Source organism: Lysinibacillus sp. FSL M8-0216, assembly GCF_038595555.1.
In the GTDB taxonomy this organism is placed as follows: domain Bacteria; phylum Bacillota; class Bacilli; order Bacillales_A; family Planococcaceae; genus Lysinibacillus; species Lysinibacillus fusiformis.
Genome location: NZ_CP152007.1, coordinates 3,328,664 through 3,350,052, shown reverse-complemented (window position 1 = coordinate 3,350,052; position 21,389 = coordinate 3,328,664). Strand labels below are relative to the sequence as shown.

Here is a 21,389-nt window from a genome sequence, read left to right as displayed (position 1 = left end):
AATAAGACTCCCTTCGTTAGGTGAGGCTCCTATGTGGAGATACGCTACTACCCAAAAATGTCGAGAGACGCCAATGGGTCAACAGAAATCATCGAAATAAGGTGTTTTTTAACGTAGCTGGATAATTTCCTATGCCGCATAGTGCTAAAACTCAACGTTTGAAGGTAACAAAAATGCAAAGTTTTTTTGCTATTTTTTGATATGTGTATTCAACACGCCTTCATTCGTAGAAGGCGTGTTTTTGTTATGAAAGGAAGGTGATGAGAAATGGATAGTAGTCCTGAACCGAGTAAGCATGGGGTAGATAGTCAGCATTTATGGAGACAGCCGTCGTTTCTTATCGCCGGCACCGACAGAAGGTTTTAAACAATGACCTTTTGTTACTTTTTATAATAAAACACGAGGTGAAGTAACATGATTAAAATTCACTATTTCAATCACAATAGCAAAACAGTTCAACACGATTTCAAAATGAATGATTTAAGACTTCCCATTCATAGCGAGGATTTATTATGGGTGGATTTATATGCGTATAGTCATAATGAATTAAATAATATAGCAGATGTATTTGGCTTTCATCCACTAGCAGTGGAAGATTGCTTACATGAAGGCTCACGCCCGAAAATGGATAGTTATGGGGATTATAAATTTTTCGTTTTCCATGCACCTATCTACAATGAAAAAAGTAACAATGAAATTACAACGGTCGAGTTAAATATTTTTATGGGACCCAATTATATTGTTACCGTCCATAAACAAAAATTACAATGGCTTGGCCATATAGAAAAAGTTTGTTTAAATAGTGCGAAATATTTGGAAAAAGGCACTGATTTTTTATTGCATACGATCATTGATGGAATTACAGACGAGTATTTCCCTGTATTAGAGCGAATTCGGGCACGGATTGATGAGCTAGAAGAAGAAGTTTATGATTATCAACCGAAAGTAGTTACAGAAGAATTCCTTTCATTAAAACGAACAATTATTTTAATTCGTCAGGCTATCATGCCGCAACGAAGAATTTTTTCTACAATTAATGGACAATGGAAATTTGATATACAAGAGGAAAATATCCCTTTCTATAAGGATTTAAATGATCATCTTGAACGGATTGTCGACTCCACTGAAACGTATCGAGACTTAGTTAATAGCACATTAGATACGTATTACTCGATTATTAGTGGCAAGTCTATTGAAAAGCTGAACTTATTAACCGTTATTTCTACAATTATGTTGCCTTTAACTGTTATTACTAGCTTCTTTGGCATGAATGTACCATTACCTTATCAAGATTCACCTATTACAACGATTGCACTGAGTGCCTTTTTAGTGTTATTTACTTGGGGAATGTGGGCATACTTCAGAAGAATGATTGCTTAGTTATGATTTGTCGTATTAGTGCCAATTGACAGGTGAATAGATTTTTCTTATAATTTCGTTAGAAAAAGTAAACACGACGATGGAAAAAGTACGTAATTGCACGTGTAGAAGAAAAGGATTTCTTGGCTGAAAAAATCCTCACAGTGCAAATACCGAAAGCTACTCCGGAGTGCAGTTAATCCCTGCCGTTCACTGACGTTACAAGTGCTAAAGAGGTAAGTAAGAATTTTTACTTACAACTAGGGTGGTACCGCGAGACAGATGATAAGTCCTCGTCCCTTTTTGGGGATGAGGGCTTTTTTATTTTCATTTAGTAAAATAATTCCATTTATAGTGGTTGGTACCAATGTTTGTTTGCAGGGAATAGATGGGGCGTCAAGGTCTGATTCATATCGTGATTTTACAATATAAACTAGGAGGAATTTATCCAATGAAAGCAGTAGATATTCGTCAAATGTATTTGGAATTTTTTAAAGAAAAGGGGCATCACCATGAACCGTCTGCGCCTCTAGTGCCAATCAATGATCCATCCCTACTTTGGATTAACTCAGGTGTTGCTACACTTAAACCGTATTTTGACGGTCGTGTTATTCCTGACAATCCTCGAATTACAAATGCACAAAAATCAATTCGTACTAACGATATTGAAAATGTAGGTAAAACGGCGCGTCACCATACTTTCTTTGAAATGCTAGGAAACTTTTCTATTGGGGATTACTTCAAAAAAGAAGCTATTCATTATGCTTGGGAATTTTTAACGGATAAAAAGTGGATGGGCTTTGATCCTGAATTACTATCTATCACAATCCATCCTGAAGATCAGGAAGCGTATGATGTTTGGCATCAAGAAATTGGTATTCCTGAAGAACGTTTAATTCGTTTAGAGGGGAACTTTTGGGATATTGGAGAAGGTCCATCTGGTCCAAACTCAGAGATTTTCTATGACCGCGGCGTAGAATATGGCTCTGACGAAAATGACCCAGAAATGTATCCAGGCGGGGAAAATGAACGTTATCTAGAAATTTGGAACCTAGTGTTCTCTCAATTCAACCATAATCCTGATGGAACGTATACACCACTACCAAAGCAAAATATTGATACTGGTATGGGACTAGAACGTATTGTTTCCGTGGTTCAAAATGTACCAACGAATTTCGATACGGATTTATTCATGCCTATCATTGAAAAAATTGAGGAATTTGCCAACCGTAAATACAAACGCCCAAGTGAAGTAGATTTAAATGAAATCTTCGGCTCTGAAGAAGATATAAATACGCCATTTAAAGTTGTTGCAGACCACATTCGTACGGTAGCGTTTGCTATTGGTGACGGTGCCCTTCCTTCAAACGAAGGCCGTGGCTATGTATTACGCCGCTTACTACGTCGTGCTGTACGCTATGCAAAACAAATTGGTATTGAGAAACCATTTATGTTTAAATTGGTCCCAACAGTGGGCAAAATCATGGAAGGCTTCTATCCAGAGGTAACGGAAAAAAGTGAATTTATTCAACGCGTTATTAAGAATGAAGAAATTCGTTTCCATGAAACATTAGATGGTGGTCTTGCAATCTTTAATGAAGTAGCAGAATCACAAAAAGCGGCTGGTCATGATTTTATCCCAGGAGCAGATGCTTTCCGTTTATATGATACTTACGGTTTCCCAATCGAGTTAACGGAAGAATATGCAGAAGAAGTAGGAATGAAAGTCGATCATGAAGGCTTCGAAACGGCGATGGAGGAACAACGTGAACGTGCGCGTGCGGCTCGTCAAGATGTTGACTCTATGCAAGTACAAAATGAAGTATTAGCAAACTTAACGGTTGCCAGTGAATTTGTTGGCTTTGACACATTAGTAGCTAATACTGAAATTGCTGCAATGATTGTGAATGGTCAAGTAGAAAAAGTAGCATCTGAAGGCCAAGAAGCTTTAGTTATTTTAGCTCAAACACCATTCTATGCTGAAATGGGTGGTCAAATTGCCGATAGCGGTATCATTTCTAATGATAGCTTCACTGCTGTAGTAAAGGATGTTCAAAAGGCACCAAATGGTCAGCCGCTCCATACAGTAGTTGTTGAATCAGGTGAAATGCATGTGGAAGATGCTGTCCAAGCAATTGTTAATCGTGATGATCGCAATTTAATTATTAAAAACCATACAGCGACACATATTATGCAACGTGCGTTAAAAGATGTATTAGGTGATCATGTCAACCAAGCTGGATCATATGTAGGCCCTGATCGTTTACGCTTTGACTTCTCTCACTTTGGTCAAGTGACTAAAGAGGAATTACAGCAAATTGAACGTATTGTAAATGAAAAAGTGTGGGATGATATAGAGGTCGTTATTGAAGAAATGGCTATCGATAAAGCGAAAGAAATGGGTGCAATGGCGTTATTCGGCGAAAAATATGGCGATGTAGTACGTGTCGTTTCAATCGGAGACTATTCCATCGAGCTATGCGGTGGTATCCATGTAAAACGCTCTTCTGAAATTGGTTTCTTTAAAATTGTTTCAGAAGGTGGAATTGGTGCGGGTACTCGTCGTATTGAAGCAGTTACAGGTAAAGTGGCTTATGAAGTAGTCAAAGAAGAAGAAGCTCTTTTAAATGATGCGGCAGCATTGTTAAAAGCAAACCCTAAAGATATCGTAACAAAAGTACAAGCCTTACAAGGTGACTACAAAGAATTACAACGTGACAATGAAGCATTATCTCAAAAAATTGCCAATGCTCAGGCTGGGGCAATTGTTGATGCAGCACAAACAATTGGAGATGTCACAGTTCTTTCTACAAAGGTAGAAGCAAAAGACAATAACCAACTGCGTCAGATGATGGATGATTTGAAGGTGAAAATGTCAAAGGCTGTTATCGTTCTTGGAGCAGTGGATGGTGATAAGGTTATGCTATGTGCTGGAGTATCCAAAGAATTAGTTGGTGGCAATTACCATGCTGGAAATATCGTGAAAATGGTTGCAGAAGCTTGTGGTGGTAAAGGTGGCGGTCGTCCTGATATGGCGATGGCAGGAGCAAAAGAAGCTTCAAAACTTGATGAAGCACTACTTTCTGTGTATGATTATGTTAAATCCATTTAATTAATTCACCAAAACATGTTATAATAAAGAGAAATTGGAGATGAGCTTGTTCGCACATCTCCTTATTTCTGAAAGCGAGGTGCTGGTCATGAGTTCATTTGATCAAACGATGAAATTTAATTTTCCAGAAGAATCAATGGAACAGGAAGTCAAGCAGGTAATGTTGAAAGTTCATTCTTCATTAGAGGAAAAGGGATATAACCCTATCAATCAGATTGTTGGTTACTTACTTTCTGGTGATCCGGCGTATATTCCTCGCCATCAGGATGCTCGTAATTTAATTCGCAAGCTTGAGCGTGACGAAATTCTAGAAGAGCTTGTTAAATTTTATATCAAAAAGAATAACGAGGATTAGAAATGAGAATTATGGGATTAGACGTTGGGTCGAAAACCGTTGGCGTTGCTGTCAGTGACGCACTTGGCTGGACTGCCCAAGGTATTGAAACCGTAAAAATTGATGAGGCTAATGGCGAGTTCGGTATCGATCGTATCGCTGAGCTAGTAAAGGAATATGCAATAACAGAATTTGTTGTAGGCTTCCCGAAAAACATGAATAATACGGTTGGACCGCGTGGAGAGGCTTCTGAAAACTATAAAACGTTATTGGAAGAAACGTTCTCACTACCGGTTAAATTATGGGATGAACGTTTAACAACGATGGCAGCGGAACGTATGCTAATCGAAGCAGATGTGAGTCGCAAAAAGCGCAAGCAAGTCATTGATAAAATGGCAGCTGTGATGATTTTACAAGGCTATTTAGATAGCAAAAATTAATTGAAGAGGTGACTATACATGGCAAACGAGCATAACCATGAAGAAGAATTACACGTTCAACACATTACAGTGATTGATGAAAACGGAAATGAACAGCTTTGTGAAGTGATTCACGTACATGAATCTCCAGAGTTTGGAAAATCATACGTATTTTACTCAATGGTAGGCGCAGAAGAGGATGAAGATGGCTCAGTTGAAATTTTCGTTTCTTCATTCGTACCGTCTGATAACGGTGAAGATGGTGAACTAACACCTATCGAAACGGAAGCAGAATGGGATATGGTAGAAGACGTATTAAACGCTTTAGAAGATGAAGACGAAGAATAAGAATAATCTTCTTTCTTAAAGCTTGGAACAAGGATCGCAGCTTGCAGTCCTTGTTCCTTTTTTATTGAAAGTATGTAAATATCCGAATAATGGTGAGAATCTGCTCGAAGATATTTAGTACGTGTAGAAGTAACTACTTAGTATATGACATTATACTGTCAGAAGGAGATAATCGAATGAATGAAGAAACACAAGAATTTATGATAATTGATGAAAATGGAAAGGAACAACGTTGCCATGTGGTCTTTACATTTGATGCAGAGGATAAATCCTATGTGCTATTCTCTTTGTTGGATGCCAATGGTGAAGAAATTCCAGGAGATCTATCAGCGATGACTTTCGATTATGACGATAACAATGGCGAAATGACCAATCTACAGCCTGTCGAAACGGATGCTGAATGGGAAATGATTAATGAGGTGGTATTAACACTTCTAGATGAATTTGAAGAAGATCCGCAGCTTATTACCGTGACAAATGAAGATGGAACGGATCAAGTTTGTGAGGTAATTCATACTTTTGCATCCGAGCAATTTGGTAAATCGTATGTATTATATGTGCCTGCAACAGATGAGCCAATGGATGAGCGTGAAATTTTCGCGGCTCAATATCTGGCTGGAAATGACGGTTCCATCGAAGAGCTATTACCAATAGAAACAGATGAAGAATGGGTGTACGTTGAAGATATATTAAACGAACTATAAGAACTCTGAGTGGTTAGGAGCCACTCGGAGTTTTTTAGTTTTAGTAAAGAATCTTTCCATCAAGTTTAAACATTTCTATTACAATAATCGAACATCTTAGAAGAGCAATAATTACAGTCTGATAGTATTGTAAAGTAATGATATTAAAGCTATTTCACAAAGCTTTTAGCAAGACAATCTGCTGGCAAAAATAGCTGGCAGATTTTTTTATTTATGCAAATTCTCCTGAATTGTCGATTTCTGTTTGTCGTGATAGTTGATTTCTAGTATGATATTGGATAGTGATAGGGGGGAAACCCGTGGATAACGGTACTAAAAAACAAGAAATGTTTTCAAAAATGCAAGAAAAAAAATCAGAGGTAAAAATCGTGAGAAAAATCGTTGCCATTGTGGCAATTGTTTTTGTCCTCGTTATAGGGATTGTCGGTTTATTTGGGTACAATTATGTTAAGGGTGCTTTAAAACCACTGGATCCTGACGCGACAAAAGCAATTGCAGTAGAAGTACCAATCGGTTCTAGCTTGAGTTCAATTTCTACATTATTAGAGAAAAAAGGTGTTATTAAAGATGCGCGTGTTTTTAAATACTATGCAAAATTTAAAAACGAATCTCAATTCCAAGCAGGGAATTACGATTTAACGCAAGCGATGACATTTGATGAACTTATCGAAAGCTTAAAAACAGGGAAGGTATACCGAAAACCTGTCTTTACAATGACGATTCCTGAAGGCTTAACAATTGAGCAAATTGGGAAAGTTATTGAAAAGAAAACGCCATATACACAAAAGGAATTTATGGATTTAGTAACAAGTGACACATTTGTTCAACAAATGATGGCCAACTACCCTGAGCTAGTAACGGATGCAGTGTTAGCTGACAATATTCGCTATGATTTAGAAGGCTATTTATATCCAGCTACTTACTCGTACTATGAGGAGAAACCATCTCTAGAAGCGATTGTTGAAGAAATGATAGGGGCTATGAACAATGTGGTGAAAAATTACAGTGATGTTTTAGTGGAAAAACAAATGTCCGTTCACCAACTGTTAACATTTGCATCATTATTGGAAGAAGAAGCTACGGCTCAAACAGATCGAGAGACAATAGCAAGTGTCTTCTATAATCGTATTGATGAAGGGATGCCACTACAAACAGACCCAACTGTTTTATACGCGCTTGGTGATCATAAAGATCGTGTGCTGTATGAAGACCTAGAAGTAGATAATGCCTATAATACTTACAAAAATAAAGGCTTACCACCAGGCCCAATTGCGGGTGCTGGAAAGACTTCTATTGAGGCGACATTAAACCCTAGTCAAACAGATTATTTCTATTTCTTAGCAGATAAAGAGGGTGTCAACCACTTCTCGAAAACATATGATGAACATTTACAGAAAGTAGCAAAATATTTACGAAAAGAAGAATAAGCGTTAGCAAAGAGTAAATGGCATAGAGCAAACATAGGGAATAGAAGGAAAGAAAAATAGCTTTCCTTCTATTTTCATGCTATTATAAAGTGTGATTTTTGATCAATCCGTTTATTCGGGACAAATATGCGTGGTGGCAATTGTTTGAGCATGTCAAAAACAATTGCTCATTTTTGTATGGCAAAGTACCAAGACATCACGTTTGGTCTTTTTCTTTTTGTTGATAAATGATGAAGTACGGACAACGGCTACATGCGCACGTTGCCTTTTAATTGAGGGTGGAACAATGGAATTATCAGATGCATATATACAATCATTTATACAGCCACGTAATGAATTGCTTTTAGAAATGGAAGCATACGCGGAGGAGAATCATGTACCGATTATGCAACTTGCAGGTATTGATGCTTTAAATCAATTGTTGCGCATTCAAAATCCGCAAAAAATTTTAGAAATTGGCACGGCAATTGGTTATTCTGCTATTCGCATGGCAGAAGCTTTACCAAATGTCCATATCGTTACGATTGAACGCGATATAGAGCGTGTGACAAAAGCTAAAGCCTATATTGAACGGTCAACCGTATCTGATCGAATTAAGGTCATTGAAGGCGACGCTTTAGAGGTAGAAGATAAGGCCATTGACACAGAGTTCGATGCAGTATTTATCGATGCCGCAAAGGGACAATATCAGCGCTTCTTTGAAAAGTACGCGCCTCTCGTAAAATCAGGCGGAGTCTTGTATATCGACAATATGTATATGCATGGCTTGTCAGATCTAGATTTGAAGGATGTCCCACGTCGAAAACGTACAATGATCCGCAATTTAAAAAACTTCACAGAATGGATAATGCAGCACCCAGATTACACTAGTGCTTTTTTACCAGTAGGTGACGGTTTATTACTATGTTTGAAGAGGTGACTACTATGAAAAAACCAGAATTGCTTGTGACACCACAATCATTAGAACATATTAAAGCACTTTTAGACGCTGGAGCGGATGCTTTTGTTATTGGTGAACAACAATTTGGTCTACGTCTAGCAGGAGAATTCTCAGTAGATGAGGTGGAAGAGGCAACGAAGCTCATTCACGCGGCAGGTAAAAAAGTTTATGTTGCAGTGAATGGCCTTTTCCATAATGAAAAACTGGAGGCGCTTGCCGACTATTTAAAAGAAATGCAACGTATCGGTGTGGATCGTTTAATTTATGGCGACCCAGCAGTATTAATTATTCGTCGTGAGCAAGGCGTAACAATTCCATTGCATTGGAATCCTGAGACGACTGCAACAAACTGGTTTACGGCTAATTATTGGGGAAAACGCGGCGCGACTCGTGCAGTGTTAGCACGTGAGCTTTCTCTTGATGAGGTTTTAGAAATTAAAGAAAGTGCAGAATTAGAAATTGAAGTACAAGTACATGGTATGACTTGTATGTTCCAATCAAAACGCCCGCTTCTTGGCCATTATTTCTTATATCAAGATAAAGTGATGGAAATTGAAAATCGTAAAGATAATCGTAACATGTTCCTACATGATGATGAGCGCAATAATAAATATCCAATTTACGAAGATGTAAACGGTACACATATTTTTAGTCCTAATGACATGTGTGTTATTGATGAACTTGGCGAATTATTCGAAGGTGGCATCGATGCCTTAAAAATTGAGGGTGTGCTACAAACTCCAGAATATGTGGTAACTGTGACGGAGGCCTATCGCAAAGCCATCGATGCATATTTTGACTTATCCGAAGAAGCATATGATGACATAAAAGATGAATTATTAGCAAAAATTGAAGATATTCAACCAGCCATTAGACCATTAGATACAGGCTTTATCTTCAAGGAAACTGTTTACTAAGAGGGGGCAATAACATGGCATTAGCGTTAGAACAAAATGACAAAATCCGTGACATTGTCGACGGTAAACGTGTAATTACAAAAAAACCAGAGCTACTTGCCCCAGCGGGTAGCTTAGAAAAATTAAAAGTAGCCGTGCATTACGGAGCGGATGCTGTATTTATTGGGGGACGAGAGTTTGGTCTACGTTCCAATGCAGATAATTTCTCTATAGATGAAATGCGTGAAGGGGTAGAGTTTGCTAATCAATATGGTGCGAAAATTTATGTAACGACAAATATATTTGCACATAATGAAAATATGGCAGGCTTGGAGCGATATTTAAAAGATATTGAGTCGGCAGGTGTGACAGGTATTATCGTTGCAGACCCACTAATTATCGAAACATGTCGTACAGCTGCCCCTAAACTTGAAATTCATCTTTCTACACAGCAGTCATTGTCCAACTGGAAGGCAGTGCAGTACTGGAAGGAAGAGGGCTTACATCGTGTTGTATTAGCACGTGAGGTAGGCGGAGAAGAAATGAAAATGATGAAGGAAAAAGTCGATATTGAAATCGAGGCTTTCGTTCATGGCGCCATGTGTATTGCTTATTCTGGCCGTTGCGTTCTATCTAACCATATGACTGCTCGTGACTCTAACCGTGGCGGTTGCTGCCAATCATGCCGTTGGGATTACGATTTATATGAATTAGAAGATGGGGAAGAAAAAGCACTGTTTGATGATAATCACGCATCCTTTGCTATGAGTCCAAAAGATTTAAAATTAATCGAAGCGATTCCACATATGATCGAGCTTGGTATCGATTCTTTAAAAGTAGAAGGGCGTATGAAATCGATTCACTATGTGGCAACCGTTGTATCCGTATACCGCAAAGTTATCGATGCTTACTGTGCTGATCCTGATAATTTTAAAATTAAACGTGAATGGCTAGAGGAGCTAGATAAATGTGCAAACCGTGATACAGCTGAAGCATTCTTCCATGATGCACCTGGCTCAGAGGAGCAAATGTTTGGTATTCATGGCCGAAAAACAACATATGAATTTGCTGGTTTAATTTTAGAACATGATCCAGAAACAAAAATGGTTACGATGCAGCAACGAAATTATTTTAAACCTGGTGACGAAGTAGAGTTCTTTGGCCCAGAAATCGAGAATTTCCGTCTGACAATGGGAGAAATTTGGGATGAAGATGGCAATAGCCTAGATGCAGCACGTCATCCATTACAAATTGTTAAATTTAAATGTGACACACCATTAATGCCGCATAACATGATGCGAAAGGAGAATAACTAATGGAAGTGAAGCGTCCTGTTGTTATCGGTATCGCTGGTGGCTCATGCTCAGGTAAAACGAGTGTGACGCGCGCCATCTATGATGTTTTCCGAGAGCATTCAGTTGTTGTTATTGAACAAGACTTTTATTATAAAGATCAAAGTCATTTAACATTTGAAGAGCGATTAGGAACAAACTACGATCATCCGTTAGCATTCGATAATGATTTATTAATACAGCACATCAAGAAACTTTTAGTGCGGCAACCAATCGAGAAGCCAGTTTATGATTATGTGCAGCATACTAGAGCAGCAGAAGTGATCCATGTTGAGCCGGTAGATGTTATTATTCTAGAAGGAATTCTCGTGCTAGAAGATGCTGATCTGCGTGATTTAATGGATATTAAATTATTTGTAGATACCGATTCTGATTTACGAATTATTCGTCGTATTATGCGCGATATTAAAGAACGTGGACGTACAACAGATTCAGTTATCGATCAATACTTATCAGCGGTTCGACCAATGCATAATTTATTTATTGAACCTACAAAACGTTATGCTGATATCATTATTCCTGAAGGTGGGGATAATGAGGTAGCAATTGATTTAATGGTAACGAAAATTAAAACTATTCTTGAAACCGACAACGTATTGTAATAAGATAGAGTGGTATTGACAATATTTACATGCATATTTAAAAAAAGCATGCATACTATTAGGTCAAAGCGTAATTTGAAAAACGTTTAAAAATAATAAAATTCGATTAAATGCACCTACCAAGCATTTAGTCGAGTTTTATGTTTTTATATTGAAGAAACAAGGAGTGAAGGACTTTGGCAAATGAAAAACAGTACCCTATGACAGCTGAGGGAAAACGTAAATTAGAAGAAGAATTAGTGAAATTAGAAACTGAAACACGTAAAGAAATCGTTGAACGTATAAAAATAGCTCGTGATTTTGGTGATCTTTCTGAGAATGCTGAATATGATTCAGCAAAAGAAGAACAAGCCTTTTTAGAAGGTCGTATTTCAACTTTAAAATCAATGATTCGCAATGCAGTGATTATTTCTGAGGATGAAACAGATAACAGTGTGGTATCACTTGGGAAAACGGTTACATTTGTAGAAATTATTAATGGTAAACCATCAACTGATGAAGAATCTTATACAATTGTAGGTTCGGCTGAGGCAGACCCAATGGAATTCCGTATTTCAAACGAATCGCCAATTGCGAAAGGCTTACTTGGCCGCGCTGAAGGCGAAGAAGTAGCTGTTCAAACACCTGGTGGCGAAATGAAAGTTAAGATTGTTTCAATTAAATAATATGTAAGTGGACAAGCAGCTGGTCTTTCTAATTCAGGGAGGCTAGCTGCTTTTATATTTCAGGCTGAAATGCCACGAAATAAATTAATGAGTATAATTGTTTTGCAAGTGCTGTCGAACTTGATAGAATATTTGCTAGAGAGGGGGAGGAAATATGAGTGAACGACAAACTCGTAGTAGTCGTCATTTGCAGCCATCTCGTAATAAAAAGCTAGATAAACTATTGAATGTTTTAATTGGTGTAGTAGTTGTACTAATTATTATCACAGCAACTTATGTGTTTAAATGGCAAGATGATGCAGAACAAACAGTGAAAGATGAACCGGCTCAAGAGGAAAAAGACGACAACAAAGAAGTGGATAAAGAGCCTGTGAAAGAGGATGAAAAGGATCTGGCAGTAGAAGAAGATCAAGCTTCAGAGGAAGAGGATGGATCACACCCTGAAGAAAATCAGCAGGAACAAGGTGTGCCAGAAGAATCAACTTCAGATAATCCAAACGTAGAGAAAGTTATCACAAATAAAAATTGGCAGCCAACACCTACAACTCAAACGGGACAGCATGTGTCTTCCTACGACTCTTCATCCATAGACTGGTCTGAAAAAGTAGCAACTGTTACAGGTGTAACGGGTATTAATCAAGATAATTTGATTATTTGGCGTATGCAAAATAACGGTGGTCCTAATTCTTCAATTGCCACAGTTTCAACAAAAGATAAATCACAGATGTACCGTGTCAGTATGGAATGGGTGGATAATGAAGGATGGTTGCCTGTAAAGCTTGAGCAGCTGAATACATTAGAAGGCGCCTATTGACGAAAATCACTCTTTTGATTATTTTTAATAGAGTTGATAAAGAAGGGAAGTAACATTACATGAAAATTGCAGTAATTGGCGCAATGGAACAGGAAGTAGAATTACTACGAGCATCTTTAAGCAATGCACAAAGTACAACAATAGCAGGTAGTGAGTATACAACAGGAACATATGAAGGCAAGGAAGTCGTGTTATTAAAAAGTGGTATTGGTAAAGTCAATTCGGCTATGTCCACTACCATTCTTTTGCATGAGTTTAAGCCCGATGTTGTGATTAATACAGGTTCTGCAGGTGGTTACGACGAAGCCCTTGAGGTGGGAGCTGTAGTCATTTCGGATGAAGTCCGTCACCATGATGTGGATGTCACAATTTTTGGTTATGAAATTGGACAAATGGCTGGTATGCCAGCAGCTTATAAATCAGATGAACGATTAATGAAAGTAGCTGAGGAAGCTGTTAAGGCAGTTGGAGAGCATCAATACGGTATTGGTTTAATTTGCTCAGGGGATGCATTTATGAATGATCCTGTGCGTGTAGAAGCAGTTCGTCATCATTTCCCTCAAATGAAAGCAGTGGAAATGGAAGCGGCTGCGGTTGCGCAAGTTTGTTATCAATTTGCTACACCTTTTGTAGTAATTCGTGCTTTATCAGATATTGCAGGTAAAGAGTCAAACATTAGCTTTGATGAGTTTTTACCAGTTGCTGCAAAACACTCGACACAAGTTGTCTTACAAGCGATCGCCTCACTATAATACACAAAACGGTCAAAATGGGTAGTTTCTAATGTGAGAAAAATCACAGTGAATGAATAGTATAAATGCTACACTAGCTGTAATAAATCTCTTCATATTAGAATGGGAGGCATTCATGATGCTATTATTAACAGTAGGTGTAGTGATTATCACTACTTTAATAGGTACATTGATTACGGCAGAATTATCAGAATCAGCACATTCATAAAATGTAAAAAGTTCCTTTGCGACATAGCAATGTCGCAAAGGGCTTTTTTTATGCCATAAAATCGGCACATTCTCCGCCAAAGATACATTGAATTTTCCTAGTGAACATTTTACAATATATTACTCAATTGACTTTTGGTCTCGTTTGTATAATTGATAGAGTTTAATGAGTGCCCGTTTTTCAATCCGAGATACATAACTTCGAGAAATATTTAAACGAGCTGCAATTTCCTTTTGTGTGAGGGCATCTTGTTGATTTAATCCATAGCGAAGTGTCACAATTTCTAGTTCTCGTTCATCAAGCATATGCAAGTAATGATATAGCTGTGCCACATGTTCTTTATGTTCGATTTTCTCGGTTGCACTTTCTTCATCACATTGAAGTAAATCTCGAATTTGAAGCGCATTGCCATCTTTATCTGTTCCGATGGGCTCAAATAAAGAGACGTCCTTCTGCACTTTTTTCTGTGTGCGTAGATGCATTAAAATTTCATTTTCAATACATCGAGCTGCATATGTGGCAAGTCTTGTTTTTTTGTCCGGGGTATAGCTTTCTACTGCTTTCATTAGCCCGATCGTCCCGATGGAAATATAATCATCTAGTTGTTCATGTTTTGGATGGAATTTTTTTACGACGTGCGCGACGAGCCTCATATTGCGTTCTATTAGGTCCAGGCGTGCTTGCTCGTCGCCACCTAAAAATCGTTCAATACAAGCAGCTTCCTCTTCTTTTGAAAAGGGTTTATGGAATGTTTGCCCCTTTAAATAGCCAAGTAACGCTGGGATCTCAAGCCATAACTGCAACATTGATGTAAAAATTCCGCTCATTGAATGATTTCATCCTTTCCCCATTTTTCGACAGTATATGTTTCAAAGCTGTGGGAAATGAAAAAAGTGCAACAGCAATTGTGCTGTTACACTTTTTTTAACGTAAATGTACTAATCATGAGGAAAGCTAAAATTGGAAAAAGGAAAAGATAAAAGGCCGGATGGAACGTAGTCGCTACAAAATACGTTAAAGTTAAGAACGTACCAGCAGCTGTAATAGGTAAACCTGTGAAATAGCCATTTGCTTCACTAATATTAAAGCGGGCTAATCGCATCGCACCACAAACGATAAACAGGACGGCCATCATCATGCCGACAAAACCAAAATCAACTAGAACAACTTCGTACATTAATAATGCAGGCGCCACGCCAAATGATATAATATCACTCATAGAATCTAATTGTTTACCTAACTCAGACACTTGTCCGAGTGCTCTAGCTACCTTACCATCATAGCGATCAAGTAGAGCTGCAATAAAGATAAACAAGACACTATAGCTATAGTATTCATGTAAAGTGGCCATTATAGCCGCGCCTCCAAAGGACATATTACTAATTGTAATGAAGTTAGCTGCGTGCGATTTCATTTTCTTAACCGTGGTATCCACCAACTTGTGATAAAAAAACAAGGGGGATCACTCCTTTGCACTTAAGATATTGTACCATTATACTTCGAATGCGAAAAAATTGACAGTCTAAATTAATGGATAGGGGTTTTTACTAATGAAAGAAAAACTATATCAACGCTTGATAGAACTAACGAATGGTAAGCAATCCTCCAACCTTTTGCAAGCTATTGCGAAAGCTAAGTGGAGTAAACGTATAATTCCAAGCTACATGAAGTTATACGATATAAACCTTGAAGAAGTTTCAAAAAAACAACAACAATTTGCAAGTTTACATGATTTTTTTACAAGAGAGCTTTTAGAAGAAGCACGACCAATTGAAAAAAATCCGATGGTGTATGTAAGTCCTGTAGATGCCAAGGTAGAATCCTTTGGAAGGATTGAATGGGATATGACTTTTCTTGTAAAGGGTAAGCCATATGCACTTGAGGATTTACTTGGTCATTCGGAGCGAGCAGCCAACTATGTAGACGGCCATTTTATTGTCTTTTATTTAAGTCCTGCTGATTATCACCGTATTCACAGCCCGATTGATGGGGAAGTACTAAGACAGTATACGCTTGGTCAGAAATCTTATCCTGTGAATCAAATAGGTCTTACATACGGTAAAAAGCCAATTTCCCATAATTACCGTTTAGTGACAGAGTTGAAAACTGCACATAATCAGCAAGTAGCGTTTATAAAAGTGGGTGCGACCTTCGTGAATTCAATTGTGCTCACGAATAGAACAATACACTGGTATAAAGGGCAGGAAGTCGGTTATTTCTCATTTGGTTCAACAGTTGTGATGCTGTTTGAAAAGGATTCAATTGAGTTTACTGAAAATGTTGTTCAGGGCAACCCAATTCGAATGGGTGAAGCCTTTGCAAATATGCTATAATGGTCGAATAATACGTTAAGATTAGGGGTCGCTATTTTGTATAATTTTTTATTACCAAACGAATTTGTGACGAATATTTTCGAAATTACACCTGAAAAACTACAAGAATTAGGTATTAGAGGGATCATTACCGATTTAGATAATACCCTTGTGGAGTGGGATCGTGAGGATGCAACAGAGGAATTGATTATCTGGCTGCGCATCATGAAGGAATCCGGTATTCGTGTTATTATTGCGTCTAATAACAAGGAGGCACGTGTTAAACGCTTCGCAGAGCCTTTAGGTATTCCATATATTCATAAGGCAAAAAAGCCATTGCGAAATGCTTTTTATAATGCCCTTATTCAATTAGGCTTGCGTCCTAATGAAGTAGTCATGGTAGGCGATCAGCTTCTTACAGATGTAATGGGTGCGAATCGCTTAGGCTTGCATACAGTGCTAGTAAAACCTGTTGCACAGTCTGATGGCCTTGTAACAAAACTGAATCGATTCATTGAACGTCGAGTGTTTAATGATTTGAAACGAAAAGGAATTATAACTTGGGAGGAACAAGAATGATTGAAATGCCAAATTGTATTGGCTGTGGTACAACAATTCAAACAGAAGATAAAACAGCAGTTGGGTATGCACCCCCATCATCACTAGAAAAGGATGCGGTCATTTGCCAACGTTGCTTCCGTTTGAAAAATTACAATGAAATTCAACCAGTGTCATTAACTGATGACGACTTTTTACGCATTTTAAATGGCCTTGGTACACAGCAAGGCTTAATCGTAAAAATTGTTGATATTTTTGATTTTAATGGGAGCTGGCTACCTGGCCTACACCGTTTTGTAGGGAAGAATCCTGTGCTTTTGATTGCGAATAAAGCTGATTTATTACCGAAATCGGTTAAACCGAAAAAAGTTATCAATTGGTTAAAACGCGAAGCAAAAGCGTTAGGACTTCAGCCTGTTGATGTGCTGTTAGTAAGTGCCCATAAAGGTAAGGGAATGGCCGAAGCAATGGAAGCCATTGATGAATATCGACAAGGGCAAAATGTTTATGTTGTGGGTTGTACCAATGTAGGAAAATCCACATTCATTAACCGCATTATTAAGCAGGCAACAGGAGAGGGTGAGGTTATTACTACATCCCATTTCCCAGGTACTACATTAGATATGATTGAAATTCCATTGGATGATGGAAGTGCATTATATGATACGCCTGGTATTATTAATCACCATCAAATGGCCCATCATATTGATTCAAGTGAATTAAAATACATTATGCCAAAAAAAGAAATCAAGCCTAAAGTCTACCAACAAAATGCGGGACAAACCTTATTTATTGGGGCATTGGCGAGATTTGATTTTATTCAAGGAGACCGTTCTGCCTTTACCATCCATGTGGCAAATGATTTACCGATTCACCGAACAAAGCTTGAGAAGGCAGATATGCTGTATGCAGAACATAAGGGAGAACTTTTGGCACCACCGACTGCAGAGTTTATTGACCAACTTCCACCTTTAGTTCGCCATGAGTTTTCCATCAAAGAAGCCAAAACAGATATTGTATTTTCTGGGCTAGGTTGGATTACTGTACAGCATGCAAATGTAGTAGTAGCAGCATACGCGCCTAAAGGTGTACAAGTTTCAATACGTCCATCACTTATATAGAAGGTGAAGGATGAAGGAGAGAAGAGGGACTAGGAAATGAAGAAGTGGTTTGCAGTTATTGGTGATCCGATCGAACATTCAAAATCACCAGCCATGCACAATGCTTGGTTTGAGGAAATGTCCATAGATGCGACATATATTCCAATACATGTATCTTCTGAGCAATTAGAGTCAGCAGTTGCTGGCTTGAAAACTTTAGGGACAAGTGGCTGGAATGTAACAATTCCTCATAAAACAGCAATCATTCCCTATTTAGATGAGCTAGATGAGTTGGCGCAAAAAATGGGAGCAGTGAATACAGTTGTACGAACAACAAACGGAAAGCTGAAAGGCTTTAATACAGATGGTGTCGGCTTTGTGCGTTCACTAGAAGAAGCAGTAGGTTCATCACATAAAGACAAGCCTGTATTACTTGTTGGCGCAGGTGGCGCTGCCCGAGGTATAGCATTTGCTATGCAGCAGCAAGGCTATAATGATGTGACCATTACCAATCGTACAGTAGCCAATGCCCAAGCTATTGTGGATGAAATGGGTATTGGCCGTGCCATTTCATTAAAGGAAGCGGAAGAGACATTGGCTGAATTCAGCATCATTGTGCAAATGACTTCGGCAGGTCTTGCTACGGGCAATTTTTCAATGCCATTTTCCTTAAATCGTCTTGAGAAAGGAGCAATTGTTGCGGATATTGTGTATAATCCATTAATGACGCCTTTTTTACAAGCGGCTGAGGAAAAAGGGGCAACAATTGTGACAGGTTTAGGGATGTTTGTGCATCAAGGAGCCATATCTTTTGAGCACTGGTTGGGCAACTATCCAAATACAAATTCAATGATTGCGCAGCTAAAGGCGCAATTAGGAGGAAACTAATTTTTATGTTAACAGGTAAACAAAAACGTTTTTTACGTGCAGAAGCACACCATTTATCACCAATTTTCCAAGTGGGAAAAGGTGGCGTAAATGATGAAATGACTAAGCAAATTCGTGAGGCATTAGAAGTACGTGAGCTAATTAAAGTGCGTATTTTAGATAATTGTGAAGAGGATAAACATGAAGTGGCAGAAGCACTTGCAAAAGGTGCACATGCAGAGCTAGTCCAATTAATCGGCCTTACAGTTGTTTTATATAAAGAATCACGCAATCAAAAAAAGATTGTATTACCAAAAGCAACGAAATAAGGTGAGACGATGAAAAGGGTCGGTTTACTAGGAGGTACGTTTAATCCTCCACATATGGGGCATTTATTAATGGCAAATGAGGTATTTCATGCATTGCAACTCGATGAAATACGCTTTATGCCGAATGCCATACCGCCACATAAGCATGCACGGTATGATGCCAGTAATGTGGAACGACTTGAAATGGTGGAGCTTGCAATTCGCCCATTTCCTTATTTTTCGGTAGAGTCGTATGAGGTAGACAAGGGTGGCGTATCCTATTCCTATGAGACACTTTCGGCATTATGTAGAAAGGAACCTTCTGTAAAATTCTACTTTATTATCGGTGGCGATATGATTGATTCGCTACATACATGGCATTGTATAGATGACTTAGTAGAGCTAGTCCAATTTGTTGGTGTCAAGCGTCCAGGAACGGCAGCCACTACAGAGTACCCTATATGCATGGTGGAGGTGCCTCAAATCGATTTATCGTCCACGCTGATTCGTGAACGCCTAGCGACTGGAGGAACGGTGACACTTTTACTACCAGAAGCGGTAGAGTCGTTCATACGAGAGGAAGGTCTTTATGGAACGCGAACAGTATTTAGCGGCGATTAAGCCCAGAATGCCGGAAAAACGTTATATTCATACAATCGGTGTTATGGAAACGGCCATCGATCTTGCACGAATGTACGGCGAGGATGAGAAAAAGGCTGAAACAGCTGCAATCCTTCATGATATTGCTAAATATGCAGAAATAGAATGGATGGAGCAAATCGTCCGAACGGAAAAGTTAGATGAACGTCTCATTGGCTGGGGCAGTGAACTACTTCATGGCCCAGTTGGTGCATATATTGCAGAAAGTGAATTCCGCATCAAAGATGATGAGCTGTTGAATGCTATTCGTTTCCATACGACAGGACGACCTAATATGAGTCGTTTAGAAAAAATTATTTTTGTCGCAGATATGATTGAACCAAATCGCCAATTTGCTGGTGTGGATCGTCTGCGCAAAAAGGCGCAAAAAAATTTGGATAAGGCCATGAGTGCATGTGTCCGTCATACATTGGCATTTTTAATCGACACAAGGCAGCCTATTTATCCGTTATCAATAGAATGTTATAACGATATGATGAACAGAGAGGATAGTGAAGGATGACTTCAACTTTATTACAAGCAGCTTACAAAGCGATCGACGACAAACATGGTGAGGATATTGTCGTTTTAAATATGCAAGGAATTTCTCTTTTAGCAGATTACTTTATCATTGCCCATGGTAACTCAGATCGTCAGGTGCAAGCAATTGCACGCGAATTACAGGATGTAGCCGAAAAAGATGGCTATGAAATTCGCCGTGTCGAAGGTTTTGATGGAGCTCGTTGGGTTCTAGTAGACCTAGGAGATGTAGTAGCACACGTATTCCATAAAGATGAGCGTGCTTATTATAATTTAGAGCGTCTATGGGGCGATGCACCACAATTAGACATGCCAGAGGCCTAAGTGAGTAGTTACGAACGCTTCGCCCATGTCTATGATGAGCTACAAACTGATATTCCTTACAATCTCTATGTAGATTGGGTTGTACAGCATGCACCTAGCGGCCAATACAAAAAGCTATTAGATATTGGTTGTGGAACTGGTGTGCTTAGCTTGTTATTTGCACAGGCTGGCTACAAAGTCAGCGGCGTTGATTTATCAGAAGAGATGCTTTCCATTGCGACTGAGCGTTTTACTGATGCAGGATACGAGGCTCCGTTTTATTGTATGTCCATGGACGAACTCGATGGCTTTGAGGAAGTCGATGTGGTCACAATTGCCATTGATTCTCTGAATTATGTTGTAGAGGAGCAAGCAGTCTATACGACATTAGAACGGATCTATAAAGCACTACGAGATGGGGGCCAGCTATTTTTTGATGTCCATTCACTATTTAAAATGACAGAAATCTTTTTAGATGGTCCATTTACGTATGACGATGGAGACATTAGTTATGTATGGCATACAGAGCCCGGAGACTTTGAGCATTCCATTATCCATCAAATGACCTTTTATGTGCGTGATGCTACGAGTGATTTATATGAACGCTTTGATGAGGAACATATTCAACGCACGTTTCCTATCGACCAATATATGACTTGGCTTCACGACATCGGCTTTAGTGATCTGGAAGTAACATCAGATTTTACAGACGAAGCACCCGAATATGAAAGCGAACGCATTTTCATCCGTGCGGTAAAGTAAATATGGGAAAGTACCACACTGCCGATTGGTAGTGTGGATTTTTTTTGTGAAGCTGGTGGAGAGAGCAT

General features: G+C 38.7%; 25 protein-coding genes, 1 riboswitch and 1 other annotated feature. Of the genes, 23 read left to right on the top strand and 2 right to left on the bottom strand.

Going from position 1 to position 21,389, the window contains the following annotated elements; all coding sequences use genetic code 11:
• Nucleotides 1-5 precede the first annotated feature (5 nt).
• Nucleotides 6-170, top strand: a riboswitch (M-box (ykoK) riboswitch).
• A gap of 244 nt (nucleotides 171-414) precedes the next feature.
• The 14 genes from corA to mtnN all read left to right on the top strand — a co-directional run bounded on the left by corA (nucleotide 415) and on the right by mtnN (nucleotide 13,724).
• Complete coding sequence (gene corA / locus MKX57_RS16505; RefSeq protein ID WP_008181522.1) at nucleotides 415-1,380, top strand: magnesium/cobalt transporter CorA; 966 nt, start codon at nucleotides 415-417, stop codon at nucleotides 1,378-1,380.
• Nucleotides 1,381-1,447: 67 nt separating this feature from the next.
• Nucleotides 1,448-1,663: a binding site (T-box leader), on the top strand.
• 147 nt (nucleotides 1,664-1,810) lie between these two features.
• Nucleotides 1,811-4,471, top strand: coding sequence for an alanine--tRNA ligase (gene alaS, locus MKX57_RS16500; protein ID WP_089986661.1), 2,661 nt, complete (start codon nucleotides 1,811-1,813; stop codon nucleotides 4,469-4,471).
• An 88-nt stretch (nucleotides 4,472-4,559) separates the two neighbouring features.
• Nucleotides 4,560-4,826 (top strand): IreB family regulatory phosphoprotein, encoded by a 267-nt coding sequence (locus tag MKX57_RS16495; RefSeq protein WP_004226839.1) that lies wholly within the window; start codon nucleotides 4,560-4,562, stop codon nucleotides 4,824-4,826.
• Between the two features lie 2 nt (nucleotides 4,827-4,828).
• On the top strand, nucleotides 4,829-5,245 hold the full coding sequence (gene ruvX / locus MKX57_RS16490; RefSeq protein ID WP_008180957.1) for a Holliday junction resolvase RuvX: 417 nt from the start codon (nucleotides 4,829-4,831) through the stop codon (nucleotides 5,243-5,245).
• Between the two features lie 18 nt (nucleotides 5,246-5,263).
• Nucleotides 5,264-5,572, top strand: coding sequence for a DUF1292 domain-containing protein (locus MKX57_RS16485; RefSeq protein WP_008180955.1), 309 nt, complete (start codon nucleotides 5,264-5,266; stop codon nucleotides 5,570-5,572).
• 176 nt (nucleotides 5,573-5,748) lie between these two features.
• The gene (locus tag MKX57_RS16480; RefSeq protein WP_008180953.1) at nucleotides 5,749-6,276 is read left to right on the top strand and encodes a DUF1292 domain-containing protein; all 528 of its coding nucleotides are present in this window, start codon (nucleotides 5,749-5,751) and stop codon (nucleotides 6,274-6,276) included.
• A gap of 299 nt (nucleotides 6,277-6,575) precedes the next feature.
• Nucleotides 6,576-7,703, top strand: coding sequence for an endolytic transglycosylase MltG (gene mltG, locus MKX57_RS16475; RefSeq protein WP_025114354.1), 1,128 nt, complete (start codon nucleotides 6,576-6,578; stop codon nucleotides 7,701-7,703).
• A 286-nt stretch (nucleotides 7,704-7,989) separates the two neighbouring features.
• The gene (locus tag MKX57_RS16470) at nucleotides 7,990-8,622 is read left to right on the top strand and encodes an O-methyltransferase (RefSeq protein ID WP_036127267.1); all 633 of its coding nucleotides are present in this window, start codon (nucleotides 7,990-7,992) and stop codon (nucleotides 8,620-8,622) included.
• Nucleotides 8,623-8,627: 5 nt separating this feature from the next.
• Nucleotides 8,628-9,560 carry a peptidase U32 family protein gene (locus MKX57_RS16465; protein ID WP_008180948.1) on the top strand — a complete coding sequence of 311 codons (933 nt, stop codon included), beginning with the start codon at nucleotides 8,628-8,630 and terminating at the stop codon, nucleotides 9,558-9,560.
• Between the two features lie 14 nt (nucleotides 9,561-9,574).
• On the top strand, nucleotides 9,575-10,855 hold the full coding sequence (locus MKX57_RS16460; RefSeq protein ID WP_008180945.1) for a U32 family peptidase: 1,281 nt from the start codon (nucleotides 9,575-9,577) through the stop codon (nucleotides 10,853-10,855).
• Nucleotides 10,855-11,493 (top strand): uridine kinase, encoded by a 639-nt coding sequence (gene udk / locus MKX57_RS16455; RefSeq protein WP_008180943.1) that lies wholly within the window; start codon nucleotides 10,855-10,857, stop codon nucleotides 11,491-11,493. Before MKX57_RS16460 ends, udk begins: the two co-directional genes overlap by 1 nt.
• Nucleotides 11,494-11,669: 176 nt before the next feature.
• A complete protein-coding gene (greA, locus tag MKX57_RS16450; protein ID WP_008180941.1) occupies nucleotides 11,670-12,158 on the top strand; it encodes a transcription elongation factor GreA in 489 nt (162 codons plus the stop codon).
• Nucleotides 12,159-12,312: 154 nt separating this feature from the next.
• Nucleotides 12,313-12,972 carry a YrrS family protein gene (locus MKX57_RS16445; protein ID WP_096365193.1) on the top strand — a complete coding sequence of 220 codons (660 nt, stop codon included), beginning with the start codon at nucleotides 12,313-12,315 and terminating at the stop codon, nucleotides 12,970-12,972.
• A 59-nt stretch (nucleotides 12,973-13,031) separates the two neighbouring features.
• A complete protein-coding gene (gene mtnN / locus MKX57_RS16440) occupies nucleotides 13,032-13,724 on the top strand; it encodes a 5'-methylthioadenosine/S-adenosylhomocysteine nucleosidase (RefSeq protein ID WP_008180937.1) in 693 nt (230 codons plus the stop codon).
• 327 nt (nucleotides 13,725-14,051) lie between these two features.
• On the opposite strand, the gene sigK is transcribed toward mtnN, so the two are convergent.
• Nucleotides 14,052-14,759, bottom strand: coding sequence for an RNA polymerase sporulation sigma factor SigK (sigK, locus tag MKX57_RS16435; protein WP_008180932.1), 708 nt, complete (start codon nucleotides 14,757-14,759; stop codon nucleotides 14,052-14,054).
• 86 nt (nucleotides 14,760-14,845) lie between these two features.
• A complete protein-coding gene (gene pssA / locus MKX57_RS16430; protein WP_008180930.1) occupies nucleotides 14,846-15,346 on the bottom strand; it encodes a CDP-diacylglycerol--serine O-phosphatidyltransferase in 501 nt (166 codons plus the stop codon).
• 136 nt (nucleotides 15,347-15,482) lie between these two features.
• Here pssA and MKX57_RS16425 point away from each other — a divergent pair, with 136 nt between their 5' ends.
• The 9 genes from MKX57_RS16425 to MKX57_RS16385 are packed head-to-tail and all read left to right on the top strand — an operon-like array spanning nucleotide 15,483 to nucleotide 21,321.
• Nucleotides 15,483-16,265, top strand: coding sequence for a phosphatidylserine decarboxylase (locus tag MKX57_RS16425; RefSeq protein ID WP_008180928.1), 783 nt, complete (start codon nucleotides 15,483-15,485; stop codon nucleotides 16,263-16,265).
• Between the two features lie 36 nt (nucleotides 16,266-16,301).
• Entirely contained in the window at nucleotides 16,302-16,823 is a 522-nt protein-coding gene (locus tag MKX57_RS16420; protein WP_008180927.1) for a YqeG family HAD IIIA-type phosphatase, read from the top strand.
• The gene (gene yqeH, locus MKX57_RS16415) at nucleotides 16,820-17,923 is read left to right on the top strand and encodes a ribosome biogenesis GTPase YqeH (RefSeq protein WP_342550421.1); all 1,104 of its coding nucleotides are present in this window, start codon (nucleotides 16,820-16,822) and stop codon (nucleotides 17,921-17,923) included. The genes MKX57_RS16420 and yqeH overlap by 4 nt, the downstream gene beginning before the upstream one ends.
• A gap of 36 nt (nucleotides 17,924-17,959) precedes the next feature.
• The gene (aroE, locus tag MKX57_RS16410) at nucleotides 17,960-18,790 is read left to right on the top strand and encodes a shikimate dehydrogenase (RefSeq protein ID WP_239354988.1); all 831 of its coding nucleotides are present in this window, start codon (nucleotides 17,960-17,962) and stop codon (nucleotides 18,788-18,790) included.
• Nucleotides 18,791-18,795: 5 nt separating this feature from the next.
• The gene (yhbY, locus tag MKX57_RS16405) at nucleotides 18,796-19,098 is read left to right on the top strand and encodes a ribosome assembly RNA-binding protein YhbY (protein WP_008180921.1); all 303 of its coding nucleotides are present in this window, start codon (nucleotides 18,796-18,798) and stop codon (nucleotides 19,096-19,098) included.
• Nucleotides 19,099-19,107: 9 nt separating this feature from the next.
• Nucleotides 19,108-19,698 carry a nicotinate-nucleotide adenylyltransferase gene (locus MKX57_RS16400; protein WP_089986656.1) on the top strand — a complete coding sequence of 197 codons (591 nt, stop codon included), beginning with the start codon at nucleotides 19,108-19,110 and terminating at the stop codon, nucleotides 19,696-19,698.
• The gene (gene yqeK / locus MKX57_RS16395; RefSeq protein WP_089986655.1) at nucleotides 19,667-20,239 is read left to right on the top strand and encodes a bis(5'-nucleosyl)-tetraphosphatase (symmetrical) YqeK; all 573 of its coding nucleotides are present in this window, start codon (nucleotides 19,667-19,669) and stop codon (nucleotides 20,237-20,239) included. The genes MKX57_RS16400 and yqeK overlap by 32 nt, the downstream gene beginning before the upstream one ends.
• Nucleotides 20,236-20,580: a ribosome silencing factor gene (gene rsfS, locus MKX57_RS16390; RefSeq protein ID WP_008180916.1), complete on the top strand. Its 345-nt coding sequence runs from the start codon at nucleotides 20,236-20,238 to the stop codon at nucleotides 20,578-20,580. Before yqeK ends, rsfS begins: the two co-directional genes overlap by 4 nt.
• Nucleotides 20,581-21,321 (top strand): class I SAM-dependent methyltransferase, encoded by a 741-nt coding sequence (locus tag MKX57_RS16385; protein WP_089986654.1) that lies wholly within the window; start codon nucleotides 20,581-20,583, stop codon nucleotides 21,319-21,321. It abuts the gene before it with no gap.
• The last annotated feature ends 68 nt before the right edge of the window (nucleotides 21,322-21,389 follow it).